Source organism: Mesorhizobium sp. M0698, assembly GCF_040320455.1.
In the GTDB taxonomy this organism is placed as follows: domain Bacteria; phylum Pseudomonadota; class Alphaproteobacteria; order Rhizobiales; family Rhizobiaceae; genus Mesorhizobium.
Map to the genome: position 1 here is coordinate 23,843 of NZ_JAMYPQ010000008.1, position 14,576 is coordinate 38,418.

A 14,576-nucleotide genomic window follows, 5' to 3' on the forward strand; every position below is an offset into this window, starting at 1 on the left:
ACATCCGCGCTCTCGTGGATTTGCAACGTCAGTGCCTCACGTCATAGGGGGAACGCTTGGGTCATGGCATACAAGGGCAGGAAAGTTCTGGTTACGGGTGCCGACGGGTTCATCGGTTCTCATCTCACCGAAGCACTCGTCCGCAGCGGCGCCGACGTCACCGCGCTGGCACTCTACAATTCCTTCGACAGCCACGGCTGGCTGGACGATTTGCCCGACACCATACGACGCCAGTTGAATCTCGTCCGCGGCGATGTTCGCGACAGCGCGTTCCTTAACCGGATCGTGCGTGGCCAGGCGGTCGTGTTTCATCTCGCCGCACTGATAGCTATCCCGTATTCGTATGCCGCTGCCCAGTCCTATGTGGAGACCAACATCCTGGGCACGGTCAACGTTCTCGAAGCGGCGCGCCAATGGGAGACGGAGCGTGTAGTGCACACTTCGACAAGCGAGGTCTACGGCACCGCGCTGACAATGCCTATCAGCGAATCCCACCCGTTGCAGGGACAGTCACCATATTCGGCATCCAAGATCGGCGCGGACATGATGGCGGAGTCCTACGCCAGATCGTTCGACATCCCCGTGGTCATCATGCGGCCCTTCAATACGTACGGCCCGCGCCAGAGTGAGCGGGCCATCGTACCGACCATTATACGCCAGGCTCTCGACAAAAAATGCCCGGCGATCATGGTGGGAGACACAAGCCCGATCCGCGATCTTACTTTCGTGGAAGACACCGCGGCGGCGTTTTTGACCGCAGGTTCCGCCGAGCTCGAATTTGGCCATGCCTACAATGCCGGAAGCCAGCGCGCTGTGACGATCTCGGACATATTGGATCTGGTGATCGAGTTGAGTGGCTGCAAGAAACCAATCCACCGGGACGAGCGCCGCCTGCGGCCGCAGAATTCCGAGGTGCGTGCCTTGCTGGCCGATTCTTCGCTCCTCGAAAGCAAGACTGGATGGCGTGCCCAGACCAGCCTGCGCGAAGGCTTGGAGCGGACCATCGGATGGTGGCAAGGGCGCCTCAGCGAAGGCCGGGTGCGACACGAAATGGGTTACATGACATGAGCTTTCGCCCGGGAGGATTGGCTCCGCTGTTGATTGCGGCCGCGGTATCGCCGGATTCGAGCCAGAAGGAGATTGTCGCCCATGGTCCTCGCTGATCGAATCCTTATTGTCGTGCTCGGCATGCTGGCTGCCATGGATACGGCTGCTGCAGCGGAACCGCGGGTCGCCTATCGACTTTCTGCCGGCGACACCGTCGAGATTGGAATTGCCTCCATCCCGGAGCGAACGCAACGTGCGGTGGTCCAGATGGACGGCACGATCGCGCTTCCCGAAGTCGGTATGGTTTCGGTGGGCGGCTTAACTCCGGCTGAACTGCAAACGCGCATGCAGACGATCTTGCCGACCAAGATATTCCACCAGCGTCTGCCTGATGGGCGGGAGCAAATGATCGTCATCAAGCCGACAGACGTGACCGCCGTGGTTGCGGAGTACAGGCCGATCTATGTGACCGGCGACGTGCTCACTCCCGGACAGCAGGCCTACCGCCCGCTGATGACCGTGCGGCAGGCGATTGCCGTGTCAGGCGGTTTCAGCCTTTTGCGGTCCCGGGCAAACCAGGTTGGCCCAGATCCGGTGGATCTGCGGCGCGATTACGAGTCGCTTTGGGGGGAATATACGAGAGATTATTTTCATAGCGCCCGCATCCGCGCCGAACTTCAGGACAAACCGACTTTCGACATGCAGCCACCACAAGGATCTCCCTTGCCGGCAAGTTTTGCGTCGGCGATCGCGCAGGCTGAAGCGGAAGGGCTGAAGCTCTCGTTGGACAACTTCCAGCAAGAGCAGGGCTTTCTGGATAAAAGCGGCAAGGATGCCGCCGCACAAACCGAGACCTTGCTCAAACGCGAGCAGGCCGAAGCGGATGGGGTGAAGGCGGACGAAGACGATCTGGCGCGCGTAAGGAAAGCGTTTGAGTCCGGAAATCTCACCAACAACCGGCTCGCCGACGTTCGGCGCGCTTTGGTTCTCTCTTCCAGCCGGGCACTCGAAACGTCGGTTGAGCTTATGAGAGCACGACGTCAGCAGGACGATTTTGCCAGACAGCACGAACGCAATGACAACCAAAGAAGGATGGGTCTGCTGATCGAGTTGAAGGATACCAACGTGCGCCTTGCCGACGTCAGCGCAAGGCTTCGCGCCGCCAGCCAAAAGTTGCAGCCCACGGGAGCTGCCGCACTGCCGTTGCCGGTTGCCGGCGAGAAGGTCCAGGCCGAGGTCACGATCATTCGCAAGGTCGGCGAAGAATGGCGAAAACAGCTTGCCCAAGAAGACACCGAGGTCATGCCGGGAGACACGATCGAGGTCAGATTCAGCAGCGCTCTCGAAAATGCGGCGACCCGATAGATCGGGCCGCGTTTCGCAACCGCTTTACTGCCTGAAGGCCCTGGAAAACTGGTCGGTAAGGGGCTTCATCAAGTAGGACCAGACACTGCGCTCGTCGGTTCTTATGTGGACTTCGGCGGGCATGCCCGGTTTGAGTATTTTCTCTCCTGTCAGGCACGTCGCTTCATTCTCGACGTCGATGCGCGCCGAAAAAAAGGAAAGCTGGCGTTGCTGATCCTTGATCAGATCCGCTGAGACGCGCTTGACCGAGCCTTCGCAAGCAGGTGTGGTGCCGGCGTCGAACGCTGGAAAGCGGATCGACACCTGCTGTCCGGGATGAATCTCATCGATACGCGACGGAGGAATGGAAGCGTCGACGACAAGGTTGTCGGAATCGGGCACAATCATCATGAGCACCTCTCCTGCGCCAATCACGCCTCCTACGGTATGGACCGAGGATTCTTGTACTGTGCCCGATTGCGGGGCACGAATGTCTGTCCTGCTGAGTTCGTCTTCGGCCACCACCTGGCGCTCGCTGAGCTCGGTCTGCTTGGCTTCCGTTTCGCGAAGTTCGTTGGTCACGTCGCTCCGCATTTGTTCGTCGAGCTGAAGCACCTGCAGGTCCGTTTCACTGATGTGAGCTTGTACCTCTGCTATCGCTGCGACAAGGCGTCCCGATTCGCCGCGAGCCCGGGTCTTATCCAGGCTGACATTGCTCAACCTCTCCTTGGACACCAACTTCTTTGCGTAGAGAGATTCGACATCCGCAAGGTTCTTGGTCAGCAGATCCAGAGACTCGTCCGTTGCAGACTGCTGCGATTTGAGGCCATCGATCTGACGTTCCAGCTGCTTCGCGCGGCTTTGTAATTGTGCCTTCTGGCCAGCCAGCGCCGCAGCACGGCTTTCAAACAAGGCACGCTCGCCACTGACAAGTGCCACCACTTGCGGGTCGCCCATTTGAGCGCGAAGGTCGGGCGGGATCTGCATTTCCGGCAGACCCTGGCGCTCGGCCTCCAGTCGGGCCAGACGAATGGTGGCGCGATTGAGGTCCTCGGTGATTATCTGCAGGTTTGCTCGGGTCAATGTGTTGTCCAGCCTGACCAACACATCGCCGGCCTTCACATGATCGCCGTCCTGCGCGAAGATTCCGCCGATGGTGCCGCCGGTTTGATGCTGGACTTTTTTAATGTTGCTTTCGACCACCACGGTTGCGGGCGCAATCACCGCGCCGGCAATCTTGGTCAATCCCAACCAGAGCCCTCCGCCAAAGATCAACAGCAAGCTGGTTGCCAGGCCCAAGAGCAGATTGGCCCGGATGCCATCCGGCTCTGGCTTCGTCTCCAACGAACGGCCTTCGCCACCGGCTGCGACGTATGACACGGCAACAGCAGAGCGATACCTCGCATATGCCCGGCTGCACGCTTGTGCGGCGGAACGACAATGTGCTGCTAGGCTCCGGACCAGAGTACCCCGGGGTAGATTGGCTTGAATCCCATCCGGCTGCGGCTTCTGCCCGGTCGGCGGGCCTTCGCCGCCAACCGCAGCATATGACGACATGGTCACGTTAGACACTAAGCAATACCTCACGCATGCCCGCTTGCACCGTGCTGCAGCGGAACGACAATGTTTGGCTTGTCCGGGCGCGGGAAGGGCCGGACCACATTTGCCAGAACGTCTTCGCGCGAGCCGAACGAATGGAGCATCCCGTTCGACAGGACGAGTACCTGATCGATGTTGACGAGAGCGGAGGGGCGATGCGCAACGACGATCACGATACCGCCGCGCTGACGCACTGCCAGGATTGCGCCGGCCAAAGCAGCATCACCGTCTGCATCCAGATTGGAATTTGGTTCGTCAAGAACGACGAGGAATGGATCGCCGTAAAGTGCCCTGGCAAGCCCGACGAGCTGCCTCTGCCCAGCCGAAAGGGCCGCGCCGCCTTCTCCGATGCGTGTTTGAAAACCCTGCGGAAGACGCATGATCATCTTGTCCACGCCCGCAGCCTTGGCAGCTGCCAGCACGCCTTTTGCGTCGCTTTTGCCGCCGAACCTCGAAATGTTGTCAGCGATCGTCCCGTCGAACAGCTCAACGTCCTGCGGAAGGTAGCCAATATGAATGCCGAGCAGTTCTGAATTCCACTGATCGAGCGAGGCGCCGTCCAATCTTACCGTGCCACGAAGCGGCTTCCATGCCCCGACCAAAGCGCGCACGAGCGTGGTCTTGCCGGAGCCGCTCGGGCCGACGACCGCCAACCCTGCGCCTCTCGCCAAGCGGAAGCTTACATTGAAGATGGTGGGCTTCTGCAGGCTTGGTGGCGCGACGGTCAATTCCTCGACCGCAAGCTCAGCCTTCGGGCCGGGCAGTTCCATTGGCTCTTGCTGGCTATCAAAAGCATCCAGGGCTGCCGCCAGCTCGGTATAGCTTTTGCGGGTTGCCAGAAACCCTCTCCAGTTTGCGATCGCCACATCGACCGGCGCCAGCGAGCGGCCCAGCAATATGGACGATGCAATGATCACGCCAGGCGAGGCCTCGCCGCCGATCACAAGGTAGGCACCAAGCCCTAGCACACATGATTGCAGGGCCATTCGGAGCGTCTTCGACAGTGAGCTTGCTGCGCCGACGACGTCGGAGAGCCGTTCCTGGTTCTTCAGATAAAGATGACTGACCTCGTTCCAGCGCCGGCTAAGCGGGGCGGAAAGGCCCATCGCCTGAACAACCTCTGCGTTGCGGCGGCCGGAGTCGGCCAGAAGCCGCTGCGCTACGAGTGTCTCAGATGCACGAGCCGCAGGTTTGCGGCCGATGATCTCGGCAACCACCGTCAAAAACACAACGGCACATGCGCCGAGCGTTGCCAGCACGCCAAGCGCGGGGTGCAGCAGATAGATGACCACCATATAAAATGGTATCCAGGGAGCGTCGAATAAGACTGTCGGCCCGAGCCCGGAAAGAAAGCCACGTAGCTGGTCCAGATCACGAAGCGGGTGTACCCGGTTCGCATCCGGCCCGGCGACGAGGGGCAGGGAAAGCGAGGCTGCGAACGCTTTTTGCTGCAGATTTCTATGCAGGCGGCTGCCGATGCGGACCAACAGGCGAAGCCTCACGAAATCGAGGAGCCCATAGGCCGCGTAAAGTCCCAGCATCCCGACTGTAAATCCGACAAGAGTCGGCACGCTCTGCGAAGGCAGCACGCGGTCATAGACCTGGAGCATGTAGACGGAGCCGGTCAAGGCGAGGATATTTATCAATGCCGAGAAAATGCCTACGCCGACGAGGCCGTGCACACAGCCGAACATTGCGGAGCGGAGATCGAGCGAGCGCCCTTTGGTCGACTTCATGATGTGCGCTCGTTGACGCGAAATTGCCGCGCAATCTCGTCGATTCTTTCGATGAGGGACAAACTTTAACCTTCCGGGAAGCAGCAGCCCCGCCCCGCTGCTGGAAACATTACGAATTGCTTACATACGTGCCTTCTTTGATTAAAATGTAGCAAAATCGTGACGCCAGGCTGAGAATTCGGCAACCGGCTCGCTAGGCTGGGGATAACCGGGTCGAGTAAGGAGATATTCCTAATCATGACACGGCGCAGAAGCTTATGGTCATCTTTGTAGCATCAAGGCTTCAAAGCGTCTGGGGAGGGATCGGTTTTGATTTTGTCGATCGAGAGTTAAACGGTTTTGAGATACACTTCATCGGTACGCAATTGTCGGCCACCAACGCCGGCTAAATCGGGGAGGCGAGTGTCGTGAGCGAAGAGATCAATGTTGCCGATGCCTACGGCAGGGGGCGCAGCACCTTCATGGGATTGCAGTTGCTGGTCTCGCCCGGTGCGCTTGTTCCTCGGCCGGAAACGGAACTGCTCGGCAAGGCCGCTCTCGATGTCCTGAGCCAACTGAACCTGCCGGTGCCTCGCGTTGTCGACATGTGCTGTGGGGCGGGCAATCTGGCGTGCGCCATCGCGCACCACGCTCCCACCGCGCGCGTGTGGGCAAGCGATCTTACCGACGGATGCGTGGAGGTCGCGCGCCGCAACGTCACCCATCTTGAAATCGAGGACCGGGTAACGGTGCTTCAGGGCGACTTGTTCAGCGCCTTCTCAGGCTTGGAGCTCGATGGCACGATCGACGTGATCGTTTGCAACCCGCCCTACATTTCGGAAAAACGGCTCGAGGGCGACCGTTCGCATCTGGTCGAGCTCGAGCCGCGTGAAGCATTCGCAGCCGGCCCCTACGGCCTGAGCATCCACATGCGGGTGCTCAAGGAGGCGCCGCGCTATTTGCGGCGCGGAGGCATCCTGCTTTTCGAGGTGGGGCTTGGCCAGGACCGGCAGGTCATGAGTTTGCTCGAGCGTTCCAAGGCCTATTCGAGTATCCGGGCAGTCACCAACCAGGCCGGTGAGGGCAGGGTGGTTGTGGGACATACGAGGGCGCAGGCGTAAGCATCGCAGCCGCGGCAGGTAGACGCGCTGTCGCGGCTAGAAACGGCCGGGAAGTTGAAACAGAGTTGCGCGAGATTTCGGCGATCAGTTTCTCTTGCGTCAGTTTCTCTTGCGCATGACGTATTGCGCAATTCCCTCGATGGAATCGAGATTCTCCGGCAGCAGCTCGCTGTCTTCGACCGTGATGCCGAAGGTCTCCTCGATGAAGCCGATAACCTCGAGCACACCCGTCGAGTCCACGATGCCCTGGTCGAGTAGCGAGGTGTCGCTCTCCAGGCTCTCGGGATCGGCTATATAGAAATTCGAAGCCAGGAAAGCGCGAATTTGTTCGCTGCAGGTATCGGTTCTATCCTTGGTAGATAACATTGATTTCGCCTCCGGTACAAAAGATGAATGCTGATCAACTTCGCCCTGGTACCGACTCATGACAGGGCCGTTTTTTTGAGCTTACCCGTGTCGGTCATCGGCAGACTGGGTACGATGACGATGGACTTCGGAACCATGAAGTTTTCCAGCCGTCTCTGGCACTCTTTCTGCAACTGCTTTTCACCGATCATGCTTCCGTGCTCCATCACGACAAATGCCTTCACTGCTTGCCCGAGCAGCTCGTCCGGAACGCCGATGACCGCGGCTTCCCGTACGCCCGCAATGTTCATCAACACGTTTTCCACCTCCTTCGGCGCTATCTTCTCTCCGCGCGATTTTATGATCTCGTCGCCGCGACCGACGAAGTAGAGATAGCCCTCGGCGTCCATCCGGCAGTAGTCGCCGGTGTATAGGACCTGCTCACCCGGCAGCGGGCCAGGCTTGAGCTTCCTGGCTGTCGCCTCCGGCTTGCCCCAATAGCCCTTCATCACCGTCGCTCCGCGGATGACGAGCTGACCAACGATGCCGGGGCCGACCCGCCTGTCATGCTCGTCGACAATCCACATTTCCGTATTGGGGATGGCGATCCCGACGCTCGACGGCTTTCGCTCCAGATCCTCCGGCGGCAGGTAGGTGCAGCGCTTGCATTCGGTAAGGCCGTACATCGAATAGATGCGGGCGCCAGAAAACAGCTCCTGCAGCAGGAGAATGTGCTTGAGCGGCAGGGCGGCCGCAGTGTTCGTGACGTAGCGAATACTCGAAAAATCCTGATCCCTGAGAGACCTGAGCTCCCCGAGTGCGGCGAAGATGGTCGGTACGCCGGGAAAACCCGTCACCCTTTCTTGCTTGATCAGCCCAAGGATCTGCGCCGGGAAGGCGAACGAGCGCTCAAGCACCAGCCGGGCGCCCGCGCCGAATGCCATGATCATCTGGTAAAGACCGTAGTCGAAGGCGAGCGGCAGGACATTGAGGATCACCTCGTCTTCGGCAAGCGCCAGGTATGAGGAAATCGAGGCGCACGCGGCGATCATGTTTCGATGTGTCAGCATCACCCCCTTGGGCTCGCCCGTCGAGCCGGATGTATAAATGATCGCAGCGAGATCGATGTCGATGCAGCGGCGCGAGGGCGGCGTGCTGCGGGCTGCCGCGACCGCGGCGTCCCAGCGCACAGCATGCGGCAATTCTTGCAGGTCGCTGTGTTCGATCGGCCCGGAGACGATCATGCGGCGCAACGATGGGCAATTCCGCGCCGGCTCCCTGAAAATCGAGTGCAGGTGTTTGTCGGTGATCAGTGCCGTCGGGCGGCAATCGTTGAGCAGATAATCAAGCTTGTCGCTTTTGGTGAGCGGATTGACGATGCACACCACGGCGTTGGCCTTGAGCACCGCCCAGAACGCAATGACGGCCTCGACAGTGTTGTCGGCGAAGACCACCACGCGATCGCCACGCGCAATTCCGGCATCGGTCAAATGGTGCGCTATGGCGTTCGAACGCATATCGAGATCGCCATAAGTGACACGTTGATTGCCGCACACCAGGGCCACCTTCTCGCCGAGCCGGCTGGCAGAGTGGGTGAGATAGTCATGCAGGAGCGGTACGGCGCCATGCATCATGCGAGCACCTCTTCGCGGTGTTCGCGGTCGATATCGATGCTGAGCTTGAGCGTGCGAGCCCCACTTGGAAGGCTCGCGATAAATTGCCGATGAAGAAGCTGCGTCGACAGCACCCCGACAAGCGCCATATTGTCGGAGTTGGACAGGTCGCCGTCGCCGGCGCTGGCCTGGCACTTGTTCAGGAGCCGGGTAACCGACTTGGGATCGAAGACGTTCGCTTCGCGCAGCGCCGCCTCCGAAAGTGCTTCGCGAATGTAGGCCGGAGCGCCATCTGCGACAAAGCAGAGCGCGTTGGGGGCCCGGTAAGGCTGCTTCTTGCGGGTGACGATTTCCGACGGCACGATCGGTTGCGCTACGCGCTTCAGCACATGCTTTTCATCGAGCACGCGCAGCTTGTAGGCGGCAGGAAGCGAATTCGCGAGTCTCACGAGTTCATGATCGAGGAACGGGAAGCGCCCCTCGACGGAATGAGCCATCAGCATTCTGTCCCCTTGTGAGGAAAGCAGGTATCCCGACATCAGCGTCTGAATCTCTATATACTGGTCCTGCGCAAGAGAGCCCCATCGCGAAAACTCCGGCGGCAGGCGGGCAAGCAGCTCGGACACGGCGTTGCGGCGCTCCGTTTGGGCGCGCATGTCTGCCGAAAACAGCCGCTTGATGGCGCTTGTGGTACGCCAGCGCGTGCCATGCGCAAAACCAGGCGCGTCACAGGCGTGGATGTCGCGCCCGAAGAACTGGCGTGCCATCGCCTGCTGCTGCACCGGCGAGCGGCTGAGATAGGGATAGAGGCGCTCCAGCAGCCGCGAGCGTCGCGTCGAGGCGGGCTGGCGTCCCCAGAAGCGGCGGACCTTGCCCTCGCGGAACAAATCGTAGCCGGCGAACATTTCGTCGGCCCCTTCGCCGGTCAGCACGACCTTGATGCCGTGCTGGCGCACCAGTCTCGAGAGCAGGAACAGCGGCGCCGGCGCGGTCCTGAGGATTGGCCGCTCGGTGTGGTAGATCACCTCAGGGAAGATGCCAGCGATATCGCTGCGCGAAACAACCACCTCATGATGGTCACTGCCGGCCACGCCGGCAACCAGGCGCTGGAAATGCGTCTCATCATACTCGGCGTCGGCAAAACGCAGCGAGAAAGTCTGGAAGCGCTCGCCCGCGAAGCGTCTCCCCAGCGTGGCGACCAGCGAGCTGTCGAGCCCGCCGGACAAATAGCAGCCGACCGGCACGTCGGCGCGTACTATCCTGAGCGCCGTCGCGGCTTCCAGGGCGCTGCGCACTTCCTCCACCGCGTCATCAAGCGAGCCGGTGAATTCATCATCGCCGGGTCCGTCAACCTCTGGATAGTCAGGCTTCCAAAAAGCCCGCTCCCGGACGACGCCGCTGTCATAAATGCGGACATGCCCCGGCGTGAGTTCGCTTACTCCTCCAAACACGCCTTGTGGCGGCGCGACAGTCCAGAGTGTGAAAGTCTGATCGATGCCGGCTGGATCGAAGGCGCGGGGTATATCCGCATCGGCCGCGAAAATGGCCTTCACCTCGCTGGCGAAGTAAAGCCGTCCGCCATGCTCGCAAAAGTGCAGCGGGCAGATGCCGAACCGATCCCGCGACAAGACGAGACGACCTGCCACGGAGTCCCAGATGGCGACTGCCCACTGCCCATTCATTCGCTCGAAGGCGGCCTCGCCCCAGGCATGATAGGCATGGACGATGACCTCGGTGTCGCTGCGTGTGCGAAAGCGATAACCGAGCGCGACCAGGTCTTGTCGCAGCTCGACGTAATTGAAGATTTCGCCGTTGAAGACGATCCACATTGTGTCGCCCGCGCCGGCGAGTGGCTGCTGGCCGCTTGCGAGATCGATGACGGACAGGCGGGCATGCGCCAATCCCGCACGTCTGTCCCGGTAAAGGCCGCGTTCGTCCGGGCCGCGATGCGCCAGCGCGCCCGCCATGCGTATCAGCGCATCGCGGGAAGGGGGCGCCGCTGCGGCGCTCAGCGACACAATTCCGGCGATGCCGCACATCGCCTAGCCCTCGCCCATTGAAGAGGACACCAACGGCCGCGCGTGAAGATAACGTGCGGCGCGCCGCTTGCTGTCGATATCCTTGAAAACCTTCTGGACCTGCATCACGGTGAGGCCGGTTGCCTCGGCGACGTCTTCGTCGGCGATCCCATGGTTCAAGCCGTAGAGGCACAGATCCATCAGATAATAAGGAAGCGCGAAGTAGAACTCCTCCTGACTCTGCGCCATCGAGAAGGTGTCTGTGGTGGGCGGTCTGCGCCGGACCTCTTCCTCCACCCCAAGATATTCGGCCAACTGGTAGACCTGGGTCTTGTAGAGGTGGACGATTGGCATCAGGTCGGCAATTCCGTCGCCCTGCTTGACGAAGAAGCCCTGGTCGTACTCCAGGCGGTTCGGCGTGCCCGCTACCGCGTAGTTGAGGCGGTCGGCATGGTAGTATTCGGTCATCTTGCGCAGGCGCTGCTTGTAGTTGGTTGCAGCGACGATCTGCAGATAGGCTGCCGACGGCAGGCGCACCGTGTCGGTCCTGCCCTCGGGGTCCTGAACCGTGAGGCGCGTGATGTTGAGACCGTTGCTCTCGAGAACCGAGGCGAGCACCAGCTTGCATTTCCAGCCGTCCCCATATTCGGGAACGACGGTCTGGATTGCTTCGGTCTGCCGTCTATAGGCGCCGATCGCTTCCAGGGCCGGCGTTATATCCTCCAGGATCGTTTCGATACCAAGGTGTGCGGCGACAATGCGGCCGAGCCTCAGTGAGTCGCCGGAGGAATGGCGCTCCGGCATGAATATCCCGAGGACCTTGCCTTTCCCAAAGGCGCGAACACACAACGCCGCAACGACGGAGCTGTCGATGCCGCCTGAGAGGCCGACAACCACCCCTCGACGTCGCAGCGTGCCGAGGACCTGCTGGCGCAAGATCTGGACGATGCGATCGACTTCCGCGCCAGCGTCGAGCACCAGGGCGTCTTTGCCGAATGTTGAGATCAGGTCGATGGCTTGTACTCCAGTTTGCGAGACTCGATTGGCGAATAGGTTTTCGCCACCGCTTTCTCGATAAGGGGACGATTGGTGGTAAGGTGAGGCTCTACAACCAGATCGATGTGGCTGCCGACGATCGGAATCACGTCCAGATGGGCGAAGACGCTATCCCAGCCGATTGCCAGAGGCATTCCGGGTCGAGCACAGCGGAACAGGGTGCCTGTGATCGGCAGAGCCGGCTTTGGCTCGGCCACCCACTGGAAGAAGGCTTGCGCGCGCAAAACCTCTTGCAGTTCCAGTTTGGTTCTAAAGCTCGTCGCGTTGAACTGTCCTTGAGCGAAGCGGTCGAGAAACTGGACCAGTTGTGCCTCGCGCTTCATTGCCACGGCGACTTTCGCGAGGGCGCGGCATGCCATCCGGTAAGCGGACACGCGGTTGGTTCGGATTCGATTGAATGTGCGCGTAAACGTCTCCCAGCGGGCGCTTCGCTCCCCGACGAGGCTGGTGTCGAGGATGCCGAGGAACTTTACGGTTCGCCCCGCTGCCAGCAGCCGCGCCGCAACTTCGAAGGCAACAGCGCCGCCGAGCGAATGGCCGAGAAGTCGTACATGGCCCGAGGGTTGGGCGCGGCGGATCTGGTCGACGGCGGCGTCGGCCATATCGGCGAGGCTGTCTTGTCCGCGCAGTATCATAGCCAGGGCCGGATACCTGATCGGGGCAACGCGGGTCACCTTGCCCATCGCTGCTGCAAAGGCTGCAAGGCTCGGGCCATAGCCGACGGACCCCGGGAACAGAAAAAGAATGGGAGGGTCGTGCTTCTGGGCGCGCGCGCTTTGATCGCCTGCCTGGGCGGACACGACCGCCTTGACCATTTGCTCCAGGCTCATCCCGACGGTGAAGGCCTCAAGGCCGAGTTCCTGCCCGATGGCGCTTTCGATTTCCATGACGCAGTGCAGCAGCTTCAGCGAATCTCCTCCGGCGTCATCCCAGCGTCCTGCCGCCACGCGCGTATTGAGAATGCTGGTCCATGCCCGCTGGACAACCTGCTGCGCGGTCAGCTTGCCTCGCGGCTCGAGCGGACGCGCGGTCGCCGCTGTCTCTCTGGCTGAAAGATCCATCTCTGCAAGTGTCGTGATGTCGACTTTGCCGCTCGGCAGACGCGGAATCTCGGCGATCGTGTGCAACCGCAAGGGACGCAGCGGCGGCGGCAGATTGGTCCTGACAAGCTGGCGAAGCTCGTCCGAAAAGGTCGCTTCGGCCGAGCGCCGAGGAACAGCAAAGGCGACAAGCTCATTCGCGGCCGTCACGATTGCCACGGCATCCGCGACAGAGGGTGCACAACGCAGCACCCGTTCGAGTTCGGCTGGCTCGACGCGTCGACCGTTGATTTTTACCTGGCGCCCCTTGCGACCGACGATGTGCAGTAGGCCTTGATCATCAAGTCGAACGAGGTCACCTGTCGCGAAAATCCGAAGGCCTGGATCGTGCGGGTCTGATGTTGCCGGCACAACCGCCCCGTCCTCCCAATGGCCAAGCAAGACATACGGGCTCCTGATCAGAAGCTCTCCGCTGCGGCCCGGTTGAACGCGGCGGCCCGCTTCGTCGACAATTGCGAAGGTGATTCCAGGCAGCAGCCAGCCAACTGGAACCGAATCTCCATGCTCTGGCCAGTCTCGCGGCAGGAACCATTGCGAGCCGGTGGTCTCGGTTGACGAGTAACCGATCTGGATAAGGCACGTATCGGAGACGGCCTTGCGCAGCAGGGCGATGTCGGTCCAGGGCACCTTCTCGCCACCGATCCGGGCGACTCTGAGTGAATGGAACGCTTCTGCAGGTCCGTCTGCCATAAGCGCGCGAAGCAGTGCCGGCACCAGATAGGTGATTGTCACGTCTTCGGATCGCACCAGGCGTTGAACGGCGCGCAGGCCGACCGCTTCGACTTCGACCAGATGCAAGGTGGCGCCGGTGAGAAGAGCAGCAAGAATCTCCCGGCACCCGGCGATTGTGGCGGGTCCGGTCAATGGCAGGAAAACATCATCCGAGTTGATGTGGCACGCATCGACATATTGCTGGACCCGGCACAGCAAGCTGCGCTGGCTGTTAACGATGCCTTTGGGCCGGCCCGTACTCCCTGACGTATAAAGCACGATGGCGGGCGCATCGACCGAGACGGAATAAGAACGAGGCACTTGCCCAGCCTGCGAGGCCGCACTGGTCGACACATCGATCCAACTGACCAGGTGGGGCAATCCATCGGGTCGGACATTGCCCTCGCCCAGGACAGCTGAGAGCCGCGCCCCGGCCACGATTTCAAGGATACGCGAGCTAGGATCTCGCGCGTTGAGTGGCACCGAAGGCCGCCCAGCCGTCATGCTTGCCAGCATGGCAATGGGATACCAGGCCGAGTTGGCCTGAAGAATCCCTATCGCCTGTCCGTCTGGGACGGTCGCCGCGATCTGGTGGGACAGCGTCTCGACTGACCGGAGGAGCTGGGAATAGGTCAGACGATTGGCGCCGTCGCTGATTGCAAGCTTGTCGGGGTACTGGCGGACGACATTTCTCAGGTGATCGAAGGCCGCAATGTTGGTAAAATCGACGCCCAATCTTTGAAATGGGCGCAGTACGGGACCACCCTGATCCAGTGCGTATTGTGGGACACTGGACCAATTATCGGAGGTCGTTGTCTGACAATCCACCGCTAGATCCTGATCCGCGACTTCTGATCCCAAATATGCCGAAGACATGAGTTGCCTACGCTAAGATTAGGGTCACTTA

General features: G+C 60.7%; 10 protein-coding genes. 3 read left to right on the plus strand and 7 right to left on the minus strand.

From position 1 onward, the window contains the following. Window positions 1–63: 63 nt before the first annotated feature. Together NKI16_RS17665 and NKI16_RS17670 are read left to right on the plus strand one after the other, a co-directional pair. Window positions 64–1,068: an SDR family NAD(P)-dependent oxidoreductase gene (locus NKI16_RS17665; RefSeq protein WP_023675622.1), complete on the plus strand. Its 1,005-nt coding sequence runs from the start codon at window positions 64–66 to the stop codon at window positions 1,066–1,068. Between the two features lie 81 nt (window positions 1,069–1,149). Further along, window positions 1,150–2,412 carry a polysaccharide biosynthesis/export family protein gene (locus tag NKI16_RS17670; RefSeq protein ID WP_023675623.1) on the plus strand — a complete coding sequence of 421 codons (1,263 nt, stop codon included), beginning with the start codon at window positions 1,150–1,152 and terminating at the stop codon, window positions 2,410–2,412. Window positions 2,413–2,436: 24 nt separating this feature from the next. Here NKI16_RS17670 and NKI16_RS17675 read toward each other — a convergent pair whose 3' ends face one another. Both NKI16_RS17675 and NKI16_RS17680 read right to left on the minus strand, forming a co-directional pair. Next, window positions 2,437–3,735: an HlyD family type I secretion periplasmic adaptor subunit gene (locus NKI16_RS17675; RefSeq protein WP_245274645.1), complete on the minus strand. Its 1,299-nt coding sequence runs from the start codon at window positions 3,733–3,735 to the stop codon at window positions 2,437–2,439. Window positions 3,736–3,974: 239 nt separating this feature from the next. Further along, window positions 3,975–5,726: a type I secretion system permease/ATPase gene (locus NKI16_RS17680; RefSeq protein ID WP_031211441.1), complete on the minus strand. Its 1,752-nt coding sequence runs from the start codon at window positions 5,724–5,726 to the stop codon at window positions 3,975–3,977. Window positions 5,727–6,133: 407 nt separating this feature from the next. On the opposite strand from NKI16_RS17680, the gene NKI16_RS17685 reads away from it, so the two are divergent. Beyond that, complete coding sequence (locus tag NKI16_RS17685; protein ID WP_023675627.1) at window positions 6,134–6,826, plus strand: N5-glutamine methyltransferase family protein; 693 nt, start codon at window positions 6,134–6,136, stop codon at window positions 6,824–6,826. A gap of 99 nt (window positions 6,827–6,925) precedes the next feature. On the opposite strand, the gene NKI16_RS17690 is transcribed toward NKI16_RS17685, so the two are convergent. Genes NKI16_RS17690 through NKI16_RS17710 form a run of 5 tightly spaced genes read right to left on the minus strand, consistent with a single transcriptional unit; the run spans window position 6,926 to window position 14,545 of the window. Then, window positions 6,926–7,192 carry an acyl carrier protein gene (locus tag NKI16_RS17690; RefSeq protein WP_023675628.1) on the minus strand — a complete coding sequence of 89 codons (267 nt, stop codon included), beginning with the start codon at window positions 7,190–7,192 and terminating at the stop codon, window positions 6,926–6,928. A gap of 56 nt (window positions 7,193–7,248) precedes the next feature. Further along, complete coding sequence (locus NKI16_RS17695) at window positions 7,249–8,805, minus strand: class I adenylate-forming enzyme family protein (protein WP_023675629.1); 1,557 nt, start codon at window positions 8,803–8,805, stop codon at window positions 7,249–7,251. Then, entirely contained in the window at window positions 8,802–10,823 is a 2,022-nt protein-coding gene (gene asnB, locus NKI16_RS17700; RefSeq protein WP_023675630.1) for an asparagine synthase (glutamine-hydrolyzing), read from the minus strand. The genes NKI16_RS17695 and asnB overlap by 4 nt, the downstream gene beginning before the upstream one ends. A gap of 3 nt (window positions 10,824–10,826) precedes the next feature. Further along, window positions 10,827–11,810 carry an NAD(+) synthase gene (gene nadE / locus NKI16_RS17705; RefSeq protein WP_023675631.1) on the minus strand — a complete coding sequence of 328 codons (984 nt, stop codon included), beginning with the start codon at window positions 11,808–11,810 and terminating at the stop codon, window positions 10,827–10,829. Then, window positions 11,807–14,545, minus strand: a complete 2,739-nt coding sequence (locus NKI16_RS17710; protein ID WP_023675632.1) for a non-ribosomal peptide synthetase — start codon at window positions 14,543–14,545, stop codon at window positions 11,807–11,809. The genes nadE and NKI16_RS17710 overlap by 4 nt, the downstream gene beginning before the upstream one ends. Window positions 14,546–14,576 lie beyond the last annotated feature (31 nt).